This is a genomic window from Pseudomonas sp. LARHCG127 (genome assembly GCF_052871455.1).
Map to the genome: position 1 here is coordinate 469,096 of NZ_JBIXJT010000003.1, position 14,871 is coordinate 483,966.

The 14,871-nt window shown below is 62.5% G+C and carries 14 protein-coding genes; 6 read left to right on the top strand and 8 right to left on the bottom strand.

Annotated elements, in window-relative coordinates; all coding sequences use genetic code 11:
* Positions 1-90: 90 nt before the first annotated feature.
* A complete protein-coding gene (locus tag ACIPQ1_RS07825) occupies positions 91-726 on the bottom strand; it encodes a hypothetical protein (RefSeq protein WP_446533891.1) in 636 nt (211 codons plus the stop codon).
* Entirely contained in the window at positions 710-1,639 is a 930-nt protein-coding gene (locus ACIPQ1_RS07830; RefSeq protein WP_446533892.1) for an AraC family transcriptional regulator, read from the bottom strand. The genes ACIPQ1_RS07825 and ACIPQ1_RS07830 overlap by 17 nt, the downstream gene beginning before the upstream one ends.
* Before the next feature lie 408 nt (positions 1,640-2,047).
* Between ACIPQ1_RS07830 and ACIPQ1_RS07835 the strand changes: the two genes are divergently transcribed.
* Together ACIPQ1_RS07835 and ACIPQ1_RS07840 are read left to right on the top strand one after the other, a co-directional pair.
* The gene (locus tag ACIPQ1_RS07835; protein WP_250962019.1) at positions 2,048-2,821 is read left to right on the top strand and encodes an L-iditol 2-dehydrogenase; all 774 of its coding nucleotides are present in this window, start codon (positions 2,048-2,050) and stop codon (positions 2,819-2,821) included.
* 193 nt (positions 2,822-3,014) lie between these two features.
* The gene (locus ACIPQ1_RS07840; RefSeq protein WP_411384802.1) at positions 3,015-3,869 is read left to right on the top strand and encodes a CAP domain-containing protein; all 855 of its coding nucleotides are present in this window, start codon (positions 3,015-3,017) and stop codon (positions 3,867-3,869) included.
* A 254-nt stretch (positions 3,870-4,123) separates the two neighbouring features.
* On the opposite strand, the gene ACIPQ1_RS07845 is transcribed toward ACIPQ1_RS07840, so the two are convergent.
* Complete coding sequence (locus ACIPQ1_RS07845; protein WP_250962021.1) at positions 4,124-5,020, bottom strand: LysR family transcriptional regulator; 897 nt, start codon at positions 5,018-5,020, stop codon at positions 4,124-4,126.
* 101 nt (positions 5,021-5,121) lie between these two features.
* On the opposite strand from ACIPQ1_RS07845, the gene ACIPQ1_RS07850 reads away from it, so the two are divergent.
* Genes ACIPQ1_RS07850 through ACIPQ1_RS07860 form a run of 3 tightly spaced genes read left to right on the top strand, consistent with a single transcriptional unit; the run spans position 5,122 to position 8,154 of the window.
* Entirely contained in the window at positions 5,122-6,471 is a 1,350-nt protein-coding gene (locus tag ACIPQ1_RS07850) for an acyclic terpene utilization AtuA family protein (protein ID WP_411384803.1), read from the top strand.
* Positions 6,471-6,794: an AtuA-related protein gene (locus ACIPQ1_RS07855; RefSeq protein ID WP_434706053.1), complete on the top strand. Its 324-nt coding sequence runs from the start codon at positions 6,471-6,473 to the stop codon at positions 6,792-6,794. Before ACIPQ1_RS07850 ends, ACIPQ1_RS07855 begins: the two co-directional genes overlap by 1 nt.
* Before the next feature lie 52 nt (positions 6,795-6,846).
* A complete protein-coding gene (locus ACIPQ1_RS07860; protein ID WP_186707624.1) occupies positions 6,847-8,154 on the top strand; it encodes a CitMHS family transporter in 1,308 nt (435 codons plus the stop codon).
* Between the two features lie 16 nt (positions 8,155-8,170).
* On the opposite strand, the gene ACIPQ1_RS07865 is transcribed toward ACIPQ1_RS07860, so the two are convergent.
* Positions 8,171-9,067: an NAD(P)/FAD-dependent oxidoreductase gene (locus tag ACIPQ1_RS07865; protein WP_446533893.1), complete on the bottom strand. Its 897-nt coding sequence runs from the start codon at positions 9,065-9,067 to the stop codon at positions 8,171-8,173.
* A 146-nt stretch (positions 9,068-9,213) separates the two neighbouring features.
* Here ACIPQ1_RS07865 and ACIPQ1_RS07870 point away from each other — a divergent pair, with 146 nt between their 5' ends.
* The gene (locus ACIPQ1_RS07870) at positions 9,214-9,681 is read left to right on the top strand and encodes an Rrf2 family transcriptional regulator (RefSeq protein ID WP_186707622.1); all 468 of its coding nucleotides are present in this window, start codon (positions 9,214-9,216) and stop codon (positions 9,679-9,681) included.
* Positions 9,682-9,933: 252 nt separating this feature from the next.
* On the opposite strand, the gene mqo is transcribed toward ACIPQ1_RS07870, so the two are convergent.
* The 4 genes from mqo to pqqA form a co-directional block, all read right to left on the bottom strand.
* On the bottom strand, positions 9,934-11,577 hold the full coding sequence (mqo, locus tag ACIPQ1_RS07875) for a malate dehydrogenase (quinone) (RefSeq protein ID WP_411384806.1): 1,644 nt from the start codon (positions 11,575-11,577) through the stop codon (positions 9,934-9,936).
* A 516-nt stretch (positions 11,578-12,093) separates the two neighbouring features.
* Positions 12,094-13,464, bottom strand: a complete 1,371-nt coding sequence (locus ACIPQ1_RS07880) for a NahK/ErcS family hybrid sensor histidine kinase/response regulator (RefSeq protein WP_446533894.1) — start codon at positions 13,462-13,464, stop codon at positions 12,094-12,096.
* Positions 13,448-14,605, bottom strand: coding sequence for an alcohol dehydrogenase-like regulatory protein ErcA (gene ercA / locus ACIPQ1_RS07885; RefSeq protein ID WP_446533918.1), 1,158 nt, complete (start codon positions 14,603-14,605; stop codon positions 13,448-13,450). The genes ACIPQ1_RS07880 and ercA overlap by 17 nt, the downstream gene beginning before the upstream one ends.
* A gap of 132 nt (positions 14,606-14,737) precedes the next feature.
* Complete coding sequence (gene pqqA, locus ACIPQ1_RS07890) at positions 14,738-14,809, bottom strand: pyrroloquinoline quinone precursor peptide PqqA (protein ID WP_003243383.1); 72 nt, start codon at positions 14,807-14,809, stop codon at positions 14,738-14,740.
* Positions 14,810-14,871: the final 62 nt, after the last annotated feature.

The following is a 14,871-nucleotide window of genomic DNA, read 5'->3' on the forward strand; positions in this document are numbered from 1 at the left end:
TGCATGTATGTCGAATGTGCTGACGCCTTCGCGAGCAGGCTCGCTCCCACACTGGTTTCTGGGTGGTTTTAAGGTCTGTGTACTAGCGACTCAATCGGTGGTGCTCGCCGCCAGCACGGCAAGCGTGCGGCGCTTGGGGTTCCAGATGCTCAGGCACCAGACGCCCCACCACTCCAGGCCATCGTCGAAATAATCGCTCCAGGGCTCACGGGCCGGATCGGGTTCGTCGCTGGCGGTCCAGTTGACGTTGAAGTTGTCGACCCAACTCAACACCACGACATCGATCCCTTCTTCGAGCCCGAGCAAATCGAGCCATGCCTTGAACAGCGCTTGCGGCGTGTCGTCGCTGAAACGGGTGCCATAGGGAGGTTCGCAGAAGTCCGCGTACAAGGCGTAGGGCTGCTGATTGCGTTCGCCCACGTCGGTGCGCATGAGTCGGGTCACCTCTTCGCGGGTCAGCGGCTTGGCGACAGCCTTGCCCAGATCCCAACTCATGATGGGCGACGCAACCTCGGCATCGCGCGGATCGAGGGTCAGTTGGCGGTGACGCTCCAGCCATAGGGCCTTGATCTGCTGGAACAACAGATCCACGGCCTGGCGATGGAGCGCCTCGTCAACCGCCTCATTCGCCTCAGGCGCAAGCACCAGGAACTCGAAGGCGCAACCGGCCCTCTCCATTCGTTGGCGCAACGATGCGCTGGTTGGCTGTTCAACGACGTTCAACATGACCGTCTCCGTCAGACAAGGGAAAAGCGCCCCGCCGATACTCGCTGGGGGTCTGGTTCATTTCGATGCGGAAATGTCGGTTGAAGTTGGACAGATTGTTATAGCCCACTTCAAAACAGATGTCGGTCACCGGCATTTCGCTTTGCAACAGCAAGCGGCAGGCGCGCTGGACTCGCAACTTGCGCATCAGGTCGATGAAACCGTGCCCGGTGATGCGCTTGAAGAATCGCGAGAAGCCTGGCTCGCTCATGTCCAATTGACGGGCGATCACCGACAGTCTCAGGTCACCGGTGAGTTCGGCTTGCAGGTACTCGAAGGCTTTGTGGATACGCTCGGAACTGCGGGCATCGAGGGTCGGTGCGTAGCATGGGCTCGCCAGGCTCAGGGCCTCGTCACCGGGAGCCTGGTTGAGGGTATGGAGCAACTCCAGGAACAGCGCCAATCGCTGCAGCCCCTGGGCCGGGCCGATGGTTTCCAGCAGGTGCGCAGCCCTCAGTGCGGTGTCACCTGCGAAGGCAAGGCCACGGCGGGCTCGTTCGAACAGCCCCTGCAGATCCCCCAGTTCAGGCAGGGTGCGGCGCAAGGTCAGCAGCGTGGCGCCGTCGAATTGCAACACCACGTCACGACCGGCCAAGGACTCCCCCGGCGCCAGGTCGCCCATCCAGTCGTGGGGCAAATCCGGGCCGATCATCGTCACATGACCGGGGCCAAACGGGCCGATGTAGTCGCCCGCCAACAGTTTGCCACTGCCCTGGCGGATCAGGTGGATCTCGAATTCAGGGTGATGGTTCCAGCGCGCCAGCGGGTACGGGTAATCGTGCTCGTACCAGCGAAAACTGTGTTCGGGCTCAGGCAGGATGACTTCCAGTTCGGCCGGTCGCTGCTCGAACAGGGGCGTTCGGAGATCAGGCATGTCGCGCCTCTTTTAGCGTTATAGCGGGCACCTTACGCCGAGTGCGCAGCGCTTAGCCAGCCTCGGTCTGACCGTCCGCTGGTACTTTTTTAACCCGCGCTTGCCACGTTCAGCGACGTTAAAAAAATATCAGCCCACGATTCTCCCCGCGTTTGTCCTCCTCCACGGGCGCTGCTGTAATCGGCTTACCCATGACCGCAATGCTATTCACTTAAGGCAATCGGCAAACCCGTGGCGAGGGAGCTTGCTCCCGCTGGGCCGCGAAGCGGCCCCAAAACCTGCCAAGTGCGGCGTATCAGACACACCGCACCCGCCGGTTTACGACTGCTTCGCAGCCGAGCGGGAGCAAGCTCCCTCGCCACAAGGGCTGTGTGCACCGCCTACTCCCTAGACTGACAGGAAAACCCCATGAAACGACTCGAAGGAAAAAGTGCCTTGGTGACCGGCGCCGCCCGTGGTATCGGCAAGGCATTCGCCCAGGCCTATATCAACGAAGGCGCCACGGTGGCGATCGCCGATATCGACCTTGACCGAGCCCAGGCCACCGCCGCCGAGCTGGGCGACTGCGCCTACGCCGTCAAAATGGACGTGACCGACCAGGCCTCGATCGACCAGGCCATCGAGGCCGTGGTGGCCCGGGCGGGCAAGCTGGATATCCTGATCAACAACGCCGCGCTGTTCGACCTGGCGCCCATCGTCGACATCACCCGACAGAGCTACGAGCGGCTGTTTTCCATCAACGTCGCCGGCACGCTGTTCACGCTGCAGGCGGCGGCGCGGCAGATGATCCGCCAGGGCCATGGCGGCCGGATCATCAACATGGCCAGCCAGGCCGGCCGGCGTGGCGAGCCCCTGGTGGCGATCTATTGCGCCACCAAGGCGGCGGTGATCAGCCTGACCCAGTCCGCCGGGCTGGACCTGATCAGGCACCGGATCAACGTCAACGCCATCGCCCCCGGCGTGGTGGATGGCGAGCACTGGGATGGCGTGGACGCGCTGTTCGCCCGTCACGAAAACCTGCCGCTGGGGGAAAAGAAGCGCCAGGTTGCGGAGCAAGTACCCTATGGCCGGATGGGCACCGCGGAGGACCTCACCGGAATGGCGATTTTCCTGGCCTCGACGGAGAGCGAATACGTGGTGGCACAGACGTATAACGTCGATGGTGGTAACTGGATGAGCTGATAATCGAGGTTTTTATGGCCTTGAAACGACGGAAATGGACTTATTCGCTTGAAAACTGATCCCACTACTTGAGGATTGTCCCGAACGGTGCCCAACGGTACCGTTCCAAGGATTTCAAGAGAGCGTGAATACCGTTGCCCCGGCGGGGCAAAAATTGCGCATCATAGGCGCCGTCCGCTCAAGGGAGATTTACATGCGTGCCATTTCATCCGTCATGGGTCTTGTCGTGCTGTCGCTGGGCCTGGCGTTCACCACCAGCGCCACGGCCACCGAAGAGACGCAACTGGTCGAGTCCATCAACCTTTACCGCAGCCAATCCCAAAGCTGCGCCGGCCAGGCCTCGTTGGAGCTGCCGCCGCTGGCGATGGACTCCCGGCTGATCCTGTCGGCCAATGGCATCGGCGACCTGCAACAGGCGCTGGCGCGGGCGGCCTATCCCATGGTCAACGTGCAAGCCATCAGCCTGTCCGGGCCGCGCGATGCGCAATCGGCCATGAAAGCCGTGCAGGAAAGCTTCTGCCAGGTGGTGCTCGACCCACAGTTCGTCGACATCGGCGTCAGCCGCCTGGATCGCGAATGGCGCATCGTGCTGGCGCGCCCGCTGTTGTCGGCGCGCCTGGGTGATTGGCAAGCGGAGGGCCAGAAACTGCTGAAGCTGATCAACAGCGCCCGCGCCCAACCGCGTCGCTGCGGCACCGAAGCCTTCGCCGCCACCACGCCGCTGGCCTGGAACGCCACCCTGGCCCTGGCCGCCGTCACGCACACCCGGGCCATGGCCAACAACAACTTCTTCGACCACAAGGACCGGGACAATCGCACGCCGGGCGACCGCGCCGAACTGGCCGGCTACCTGGGCCAATTGATCGGCGAGAACATTGCCGCCGGCCAAGATACCGCGCTCAAGGTGGTGGATGGCTGGCTGGCGAGCCCAGGGCACTGCGCCAACCTGATGAACCCGCAGTTCCGCGAATTGGGAGCCGGGTATGCGACCGATCCGAAAAGCGATGCGGGGATCTATTGGACGGCGATGTTTGGCACGCCGCAGTAGCGGTGCCATCGCGAGCAAGCTCGCTCCCACAGGGGGATTTTTGGCGGCCATGCAATCAAGTCCCAGCGCCAGCCAGTGTGGGAGCGAGCCTGCTCGCGAAGGCGGCGGCATATTCAACATCGATGCTGTCTGAACCACCGTTTTCGCGAGCAGGCTCGCTCCCACAGTGGGCGTTGTGGCGGTCATGCGCTCAAGTTCCACCATCCGCCAATGTGGGAGCGAGCTTGCTCGCGATAGCCAGTGCCTGATCAACCTCAGCGCCCGTGGCTGGCCTCATCCTGCCGCAGCACCTGCCGCACATGCTCCATGAACTGGCTCAACGAGGGTGATGGAGCCACCGGCTTGCGCTGCAACAGGCCGATCGAGCGTTTCGCCGGCTGGTCGATGGCAGTGACCATGCACTGCTCGCCAATGTTGAACACGGCCGTGCAACTGGCCGGCAGCAGGGAGAATCCCAATCCTTCGCGCACCAACGCCGTGGCGGTGCTCATGTGCGCGACCTCCCAGGCCGGAACCGCATCGACGTTCAGATAGCGCAATGCAGCGTCAGCCAGGGGACGGATGCTGGTGTCGGGCGTAAGCGCGATGTAGGGCTGCCGCTTCCAGTCGTCCAGGCCTTCGCGCAGGTGATCCTTGTGGCTCAATAGCACAAGGTTGTCATCCAGCAGTCGCTCGAAACTCAATCCGGAAAGATCGTCAGGCAGCGAACTGATGCCGGCGTCCACCTCGCCTCGCTGCACCCAGCCCATGATTTCCCCCGCGCGGCCATCCAGCAAGCTCACCGTCACGCCCGGGTTCTCACGCTGGAAAGCAGCAATGGCCATCGGCAGGAACGATGCGGCGGCGGTAGGCAGGGCCGCCAGCCGGAGCGTACCCCGGCTCAGGTTGAGGGTGTCACGAGCATCGCGTACGGCATCGTCCATGTCCCGGAGCATGCGCCGGGCCTGGGGCAAGAAGTGCTCTCCGGCGGGCGTCAGTTCGACGCTGCGGGTGTTACGCGCGAGCAGTTGCAAGCCCATGCTCTCTTCCAATTTGCGAATGCTGTAGCTCAACGCCGGTTGGGACAGGTGCAATTGTTCTGCCGTGCGGGTAAAGCTCGACGTCTCGGCGATCAGGATGAAGGCACGAAGCTGACGAAAAGAAACGTTCATGGCCCACTCATAAAATTACTGAATCAATTGATTCTATCTTTAAAATTCACAGAATAATCCAGCCCCTCCACTATGGAGCCACCTTTCAGTGGAACTCGGACATGACAAAAACAATTCTCGTCGGGTGTGGCGCCGGTTTCGCCAATGATCGACCCGACGCCGCCCTGCGCCTGGCCCAGGACCTGGCGCAACGCAGCGGCCAGCGCTACATCATGCTGGAGCTACTGGCTGAGCGGACCCTGGCCGAGGCGCAGCTACGCAAACGACTTGATCCAGAGACAGGCTACTCCGCCCGCCTGTTCGACTTCCTCGAACCCATGCTCGACCTGTGCATCGAGGCCGGCATCCCGATCATCACCAACGGCGGCGCCGCCAATCCCCGAGCGGCCGCGCGACGGCTGCGACACGGGTTGGCGGGTCGCTTCCCTGAGCTGAAAATCGCCTGTGTATTGGGCGATGACCTGTTGGAAGAAACGCCTCCCCGGTACGAACGATGGTTGTCATCGGCCCCCTTGGAGCACCCCGTTTCGGTGAACGTCTACACCGGGGCCGACGGTATTGCCCAGGCGTTGGCCGAGGGCGCCGGGATCGTGCTGTGTGGTCGGGTCGCGGATCCGTCGCTGGCGGTGGGGGCGATCCGCCATGGGCTGGGTTGGGCGGCTGACGATTGGCAGAAAATGGCCGTCGCCACCACAGCCGGGCATCTGCTGGAATGTTGCACCCAGGTCACTGGCGGCTACTTTGCCCATCCTGGGGTGAAAGACATTCCGGACCCGGCCAACCTCGGCTGCCCCATTGCAGAGGTTCACCAGGACGGCCGCCTGATCATCGGCAAGACTCGCAACAGCGGTGGCCGGGTCAGCGAACAGACCGTCAAGGAACAACTCCTCTACGAAGTACACGACCCTCGACGCTACCTGACGCCGGACGTCGTGCTGGACCTGGGCCAGGCTCGCGTAGAGGATCTGGGCGAGGACCGTGTCGAGATCAGTGGCCTGCTTGGCCATCCACGTCCCTACACGCTCAAGGGCCTGGCGGGGGTGCGCGGCCTGTGGTTCGGCGAGGCGGAAATCTCCTACGCAGGCCCCGGTGCAGTGGCGCGTGCCGCACTGGCGCGGGAGATCCTGCTGCAACGTTTTGACCAATTGGCACCAGGGATACAGCCCTGGATCGACCTGTCCGGGGTTGCCAGCCTTTTCAACGACCAGGGCGGTCGTTATCTGCAAAAGCAACTGGCCCAGGCGCCCTCCCTGGAAGATGTGCGCGTGCGCATCGGCTTGACCCACACCGACCGATTGCTGGTGGAAGCGCTGCTGGCAGAGGTTGAGTCGCTCTATACCAACGGGCCCGCGGGCGGCGGTGGCGTGCGCCGGCACCTCGCCGAGACCGTCACCACTCGCAGCTTCCTGCTGCCGCGCAATGAGATCCACACAACCCTGGAGTGGTATTGATGAACCTGGTCACCCTCGCTGACTATGCCCATGCCCGTGCTGGCGACAAAGGCAACATTCTCAGCATCGCCCTGTTTCCCAACGATCCTGCCCACTACCCCTGGCTGCTACGGGAACTGACCTGCGCCCGGGTGGCCGAGCAATTCGCGACGCGCCAGCCCACCAAGGTGCATCGCTATGAGCTGCCGAACCTGAACGCATTGAATTTCGTACTTGAGGACGCCCTGGAGGGTGGAGTGAACCGCAGTTGCGGTCTTGACCGCCACGGCAAAAGCCTGAGTTACCTGCTGCTGGCCCTGCGTTTGCCAGGCCCGCAAGGCTGACCGAGCCACCGCCCGCGCACCATCCGACAACAATAAAAAGAGAGGCTGCAACATGATTACAACCCTGGGTTTCCTGATGATGTTCGCCATCATCGGCTTGATATTGCTGCGCAGGATCAGTCCGGTTGTGGCGTTCACCACCCTTCCCGTGGTCGTTTGCCTGCTGGCCGGTTTCAATCTCGGACAGATCGGCGAGTTCATCAAGGCCGGCCTGATTACAGTGGCCCCGACCGCCGCACTGTTTCTGTTCGCCATCCTGTTTTTCGGCATCATGCGTGACCGCGGCCTGTTCGATCCGTTGGTCAATCTGCTGATCCGCAGCACGGGCGGCAAGCCGTTGGCCGTGGCGTTGGTAACGGTATTGGTGACGTCGGTGGTTCATCTCGACGGCGTCGGCGCCGCCACGTTCTTGCTGACCATCCCGGCCCTGTTGCCCTTGTACAAACGCCTGAACATGAGCCCGGCGATGCTGTTGTGCCTGGTCGGCACCACGGCCGGTGTCATCAATATGGTCCCTTGGGGCGGCACGACCGCACGGGCCGCCGCGGTGTCGGGGCTGGATGCCACGCAGTTGTGGCTAGGCTTGCTGCCGGTGCAGATGGTGGGCCTGGCGTGCATGCTGCTGGTCGCGACCGTATTGGGCCTGCGCGCCCAGCGTCGCCAACCGATGTCCCTCGGGGCAGCGGCGACGTGCGACCTCGACGGGCTGCAACCCCAGGACCGGGAATTCAGCCTCTCGCCCCGGGAGCTGCGCTACTGGCTGAACGTGGCGCTGACCGCTGGGATCCTGGTGTGCCTGTTCACCGGTATTTTCCCCCTGTACGCCTGTTTCATGGTGGGCCTGGGCATCGCCCTGCCCTTGAACTTCCCGTCCCTGGACGCCCAGGCCGAACGCCTCAAGGCCCATGCCGCCGACGCGCTGCAAATGGTCCTGGTGATGATGGCTGCTGCCGTCCTGTTGGGCGTGCTCTCCGGCGCGAAGATGTCCGACGGCATGGCCTTGGCACTGATCGATATCCTGCCGGCGGGATCCGCCCAATACCTGCACGTGATCGTCGGTTTCTTCGGCGTGCCCCTGGGCATGATCTTTTCACCGGACGCCTATTATTTCGCCCTGCTTCCGGTGATCAAGGACGTGGCCGCCGCCGCGGGTGTTCCTCTCGAAGCCGTGGCCCGGGCCATGCTGATCGGGGAGAACACCGGCTTTTCCATCAGCCCGGTGGTGCCCAGCGTCTATCTAGCGCTGGCGTTGTCCGGGGTGGAGCTGCGCAAGCACATCACCTATACGTTCTTCTGGGCCTGGGGCGTCAGCCTGGTGATGCTTGCCTTTGCCGTGGCAACCGGCGCGGTACAGGTATAACGCTCAAGGGCGGGCTTCAATGCGCATCGAAGATCAGCGAACGATGCACCCCGGAGCCCGCCCTCACCCCATCGCCGACCGCCAACGCGACTGAGCCGAACGGCATCGCCGCATCGCCACAGACAAAAACACCCGGGACGCTGGTTGCACGCGTCATCGGGTCGGCCTGGATGAACGCCCCGAGCGGGCCGTCTTCAAAAGCACAGCCCAAGGACGCCGCGAGTGAACCGGCCACCTGGATGCGCGGCAGGACAAACAAGCCGTCAATGGCGATCACCCGTCCGTCCGCCAGCACCACGTCGGCCCGGTCGCCTTCAATACGTTCGACACGCTCCGGCACCAGGGTTACGCCCCGTCGGGCCAGGCTGTCCTGTTGCTCAAGGTCGGGCTCGAACACGCCATTGGTGAAGAACGTCGTCGGGCCCCAGTCGGGCAGCATCAAGGCATGGTGGAGCGACATCGGCGAGGTCGCCAACACCCCGATGGGACCTTGTTCCAGTTCATAGCCGTGGCAATACGGACAATGGAAGACGCTTTTGCCCCAGCGCTGCGCCAGCCCTTCCACGTCGGGCAACTCATCGATGACCCCGGTGGCCAACAGCAGGCGCTGGGTGCTGTAGCGTTGCCCGTCATGGGTCTCCACGAGGAAGCCGCCCCCCTCCTGGCTGGCCTTGCTCGCGGTAGCCGATACCCACTCTACCGTCGGGTAGGCCAACAGCTGGCGGCGGGCATCATCGGCAATGTCTCCGGGGGCGCGGCCATCCTGTCCGAGAAAACCTTGGGCGCTGGCCGCGAACCGGTTGCGCCGCTGGCCGGCATCGATGACCAGCACTTTGCGGCGGGCACGGGCCAGTTGCAGGGCTGCGGACATACCGGCGTAGCTGCCGCCTGCGATGACGACGTCGTAGTGCATGATCAATCTCCTGGGGTGGTCTGGCGGAATTGATAAAGTCTCGATACATCGTAAGTTCCTTGAAAAGCGCCTGTCAACGATCTCGTAACTTTTGCGATTACAGGCGATACTCAGGCCGGTCTTCGCCACGGTACGTTGCAACGCTCATGAGAACCGACACCCGCCTGTCCCGCATGCTCCACGTATTGATCCACATGGATCGCCACCAACAATCGGCCACGTCCGACACCCTCGCGCAGATGCTGGGCACCAACCCGGTGGTGGTGCGCCGGACCATGGCGTTGCTCAAGGAACAGGGGTATGTCACGTCGGAAAAAGGCCATCGTGGCGGCTGGACCTTGAGCAAGCCGCTGTCGGAGATGACCTTGCTGGACATCCACCAAGCCTTGGGCAGCACGTCGATCTTTGCCATTGGCCTGTCCACCGATCATCCGCAATGCCTGGTGGAACAGGCGGTGAATGGCGCGCTGACGGATGCGTTCGATGAGGCCCAGGCGTTGCTGCTCAAGCGTTTGGGAGCAATTACCCTGGCGCAGTTAGCGGAGGATTTTGACGCGCGGTTTCGACAGGTATGCGCAGAGGATGGGGCAGACCTTTCGCAGATCGGGCATTGATGTTGGCGGGCCCACCGCTATCGCGAGCAGGCTCGCTCCCACAAGGGATTCGCGGCGGATGGAAGACTTGCGGTCAAGTCTGCCCCCTGTGGGAGCGAGCCTGCTCGCGATAACGGAGGCACAGTCACTACAGATGTCGCCTGTGATGGCCTCTTCGCGAGCAAGCCCACATTAGGGGTTAACCGAGCGCCCAATATAAAAACGCCGCTCATTTGAGCGGCGTTTTTTGTACTACTTCAGACAGCATCCGGCTTACAGCGCCATGTCAGCCGCCGGATTGGCTTGCGGGGCAACGCCCGGCTTGGCCGGTGCCGCGGTAGTGCCAGGCTTGCCGATTACCGGCGGTGTGTCCAGTTGCAGGACCTCGCTGGTGTACGCCCATTCCTGGGCTACGCGCTCAGGACTATCGTTGAGCTTGGTGCCGTAGCTTGGCACGATCTGGCGCAGTTTTTCCTGCCAGGCCGGGCTGGCGACCTTGTCCTTGAAGACCTTCTCAAGCACGTTCAGCATGATCGGTGCGGCAGTCGAGGCGCCTGGCGAGGCACCCAGCAGGCCGGCGATGCTGCCATCCTGGGAGGCAACCACTTCGGTACCGAGTTTCAGCACGCCGCCCTTCTCTTCGTCACGCTTGATGATCTGCACGCGCTGGCCGGCCTGCCACAGGCGCCAGTCTTCCTGCTTGGCGTCCGGGAAGTACTCTTTCAGCGCGTTGAAGCGGTCTTCGTCCGACAGCATCAGCTGGCCGGCCAGGTATTCGACCAGTGGATACTGTTCGATACCGACCTTGGTCATCGGCCACACGTTGTGGGTGGTGGTGCTGGTCAGCAGGTCGAAGTACGAACCGTTCTTCAGGAACTTGGTGGAGAACGTTGCGAACGGGCCAAACAGGATCACGCGCTTGCCATCGAGCACGCGGGTGTCCAAGTGCGGAACCGACATCGGCGGTGCGCCCACCGAAGCCTTGCCATACGCCTTCGCCAGGTGCAGTTGGGCGACGGTCGGGTTTTCGGTGACCAGGAACGAACCACCTACCGGGAAACCGGCGTATTCACGCGCTTCCGGGATGTCGGACTTCTGCAGCAGGTGCAACGCACCGCCGCCGGCGCCGATGAACACAAACTTGGCGTCGGTCTCGGTTTCGGTACCGTCTTTCAGGTTCGTGTACGAAACGCGCCAGGTGCCGTCTTCGTTGCGGGTGATTTCTTCCACTTCGCTGGACAGCTTGAGGGAGAAGTTCGGCTTGGTTTGCAGGTAAGTCGCGAATTGGCGGGTGATTTCGCCGAAGTTCACGTCAGTACCCAACGGGCTCCAGGTGGCCGCGACTTTCTGGCTCGGGTCACGCCCTTGCATCATCAGCGGAACCCACTTGCTGATCTGCGCAGGGTCTTCGGAATACTGCATGCCGGCGAACAACGGGCTGGCCTGGAGCGCTTCGTAGCGCTTCTTCAGGAACGCGATGTTGTCATCACCCCAGACGAAGCTCATGTGCGGCGTGGAGTTAATGAACGAGCGCGGGTTCTTCAGCACACCGTTCTTGACCTGCCAGGACCAGAACTGACGGGAGATCTGGAACGCTTCGTTGATCTCGATGGCCTTGACGATCTCGACCTTGCCATTCTTGTCTTCCGGCGTGTAGTTCAGCTCGGCCAGTGCAGAGTGACCCGTACCGGCATTGTTCCAACCGTTGGAACTCTCTTCGGCAACACCGTCCAGGCGCTCGACCATTTCCATGGTCCAGCCCGGCTCCAGCTCATTGAGCCAGACGCCGAGAGTCGAGCTCATGATGCCCCCACCAATGAGCAAGACATCCACTTTTTTTGGCTCGGCGGCGTGCGTGGTCGCAAGACCCATCGCCATCGCCAGGCCCAGTAGCGCCGTGTGTGTTTTCTTCAACATGTGTGTATCCCTAGGATGAACGCCATTCCGTCCACCGGTCCTGATCAAGGATAGATCACATCCACGGCCAGCAATGCTGGGGGATGGATCGAGACGGACTGGAGGATGGACCTACAGGGCCGAGCATATTCGTCGGCCTCTCGTTTATGTCTCTCCGGCGCTGACTTCTTGTAGGTCTTGGCTTCAGCTGGGTGAGGGACGCTGCAAACGGTGTTCATCGGGCCTGGCGTGGCCGTGCCCGATTGTCGCAGCGGGGGGAGTTTACATAAGGAAATAAACAGACCGAAGCGCATTTTTACATTCTTGGCAAAAACGCCGACCAAATGACGGCATTTTAATGGCCTGATCCGCAGTGAGCCTGGATTCAAGCCCCTTTGGCCCGGAGCAGACCTCCTGTGGGAGCGAGCTTGCTCGCGATGAGGCCGGGACATGCAACATCGATGTTGACTGATCGGCCGCTAATCGCGAGCAAGCTCGCTCCCACTGGGATGGGTGGGGCTAACAGGTTTTGTGGTCCTACCCGAGGATCTGACTCAACACCGCCCGCAACTTGCCAGGCTTCACCGGTTTGTTGAGCAGCGGAGCATCCAGCTTGCGCAGGGCGCGGCGGCACTGGTCGCTGCGGTCGGCGGTGATGATGACCGCCGGGATCGCCTGGTGGAAATGCTCGCGCAGGTGCTTGACCACTTCACAGCCGACGACCCCATGATCCAGGTGAAAATCCGCCAGGATCAACTCCGGCGCGCGGTTTTGCAGCACGTCAAGGGCGCCCGCCTCGTCGGTGGAGGTCAACACCTCGCAACCCCATTGCCCCAACAGCGCGGCCATGCTTTGCAAGATGCTCAGTTCGTTGTCGATCACCAACAAACGCCGCCCCGGCAGTGGGTTGCCGACGACCGCCTGGGCCGGGGCCTGGGATACGGGTTGCGGTTTTTCACTGGACAGCGGCACCTCGATGCTGAACACCGAACCCCGTCCCGGGCGCGAACGCACCTGTACCCGGTAACCGAGGATATGGGCGATGCGTTCGACGATCGCCAACCCCAGGCCCACGCCTTTGCGATCCGCCGCCCGGCCGACGTCCAGTTGATTGAACTCGAGGAAAATCGACTCCAGGCAATCGGCGGCGATGCCCCGTCCCGTGTCCCAGACTTCCAGGCTCAGGCGCCCTCCCCGACGTCTGGCCGCCAGGAGAATGCCGCCTTGATTGGTGTAGCGGCAGGCATTGCTCAGCAGATTGCGCAGGATACGGCTGATCAATCGCAGGTCAGTCAGCACCGCTTCGTCGCCAAACCGTACCCGCAGCTCCAACCCGGCGGCACCGGCTACCGATTGAAACTCCGACACCAGCGGCCCCAGCAACTCATCCAGCCGATACGGCGCCAGGTCGGGCTTGACGGCGGCCTGGTCGAGCCGGGAGATGTCCAGCAGGTCGGTGAGCAGGTCTTCGGCCCCTTCGAGCGCTTGATGAGTGCGTTCCACCAGCACGTGCTCGGCGGCAGGCAACTGGCGTTCACGCAAGGTGGCGATCAGCAGGCGGGCCGCGTTGAGGGGCTGCAACAGATCATGGCTGGCGGCGGCCAGGTACTTGTCCTTGCTGCGGTTGGCGGCCTGGGCGACATCCCGGGCATCGCGCAATTGCTGCTCTATCTGCTCGCGTTGGGCAATCTGCTGCTGCAGGTTGTGGTTGGCTTCCAGCAACGCATCGGTGCGCTCGGCCACCCGTTGCTCGAGTTGGTCATTGAGTTGTTGCAGGTGTCGGCGGGCCTGTTCCAGCTCATCGAGACGGGCCGTCAGTTCCGGGTAGTGACTCTTGCGCGTCGAGTGATTGCCCAGCCCCAGCAGCCCGGCCAGGGCTTTTTGCTGCTCGTCAGAGGGCTTCGCCATAGACGACCTCGACATCCCGCTGGCTCGACTCCCGAGGATTGGTGAGGATGCACGGGTCGTGCATCGCATGTTGCGACAGGAACGGAATGTCCGACGTGCTGACACCGTGCAGGCCCAGGGTCTCGTGGAAACCGATGGTGCGCTTGAGGGCAATCAGGTGCTCCACCAGCCGGCCGCGGATCTGCCGGTGATTGAGCCCCCGGCAATCGATGCCCAGGGTCTCGGCAATCACCTTGAAACGCTCCGGTGCCGAGTTGTAGTTGAACGCCACCACATGCTCCACCAGTACCGCGTTGCACAAGCCATGGGGCAAATCGAGGAAACCGCCCAGGCTGTGGGACATCGCATGCACCGCCCCGAGGATCGCGTTGGAGAACGCCAGCCCGGCCTGCATGCTGCCCAGCATGATTTTTTCCCGAAGGCCGACGTCCGCCGGGTTGGCGATCATCTGCACCAGGTTGTTGTTGATCAGGCGCATGGCTTCCAGTGCATGGGGGTCGGTCAACGGGCCGTGGCCGGTGGACACGAAGGCCTCGATGGCATGCACCAGGGCGTCGATGCCGGTACAGGCGGACAGGAACGGGTCCATGCTCAGGGTGGTTTCCGGGTCGATCAACGACACGTCCGGCACCGCCGCCTTGCTGACGATGGAAAACTTCATGCGTTCTTGCTGGTTGGAGATGATCACGAACTGCGACACGTCCGCCGACGTCCCCGCCGTGGTGGGAATCAAGATCAGTGGCGGGCTGGGCACGTGCAGGGTATCGACGCCTTCGAACTCGAGGATGTTGCGGCCATGGGCGACGACAATGCCGATGCCTTTGCCGCAATCCATCGGGCTGCCACCGCCCACCGCGACGATGACATCGCAATGGTTTTCCCGGTACAGGTCAGCGCCGAGCATCACTTCCTCGACCCGGGGATTGGGCGAGACCGCGCTGTAGATGCAGTAATCGATGCCTTGGGCCTGGAGACTGGCTTCGACGTCCGCCACCCAACCGGCGGCAATGACCCCGGGATCGGTGACGATCAGCACTTTGCGCGCGCCGAAGGTCTTGGCGTAGTTGCCGACATTGTGCCGACAACCGGCACCGAACATGATTTCAGGGGAAACGAACTTGCGCAGCGGGCTGAGGCTCATCTTTTCAGTGACGTGGCTCATCGGTAAGCCTGTTGTTATTGTCTGGGATACCTTGAGCCTAAAGCATCCCACGGTGATTGCAATCAGACCAATGGGGTAGCCCGGCCTGAACGCCTCAGGCCGGGCCGGCACTCATCGGTTGGCGAAGTACATCGTCACTTCAAAGCCGATACGCAGGTCGGTGTACGCGGGTTTAGTCCACATGGGTCTTTCCTCTTCTTGTACCGGGCGATTCCGGCAAGGTCATTAATGCACGCCACGCCTGG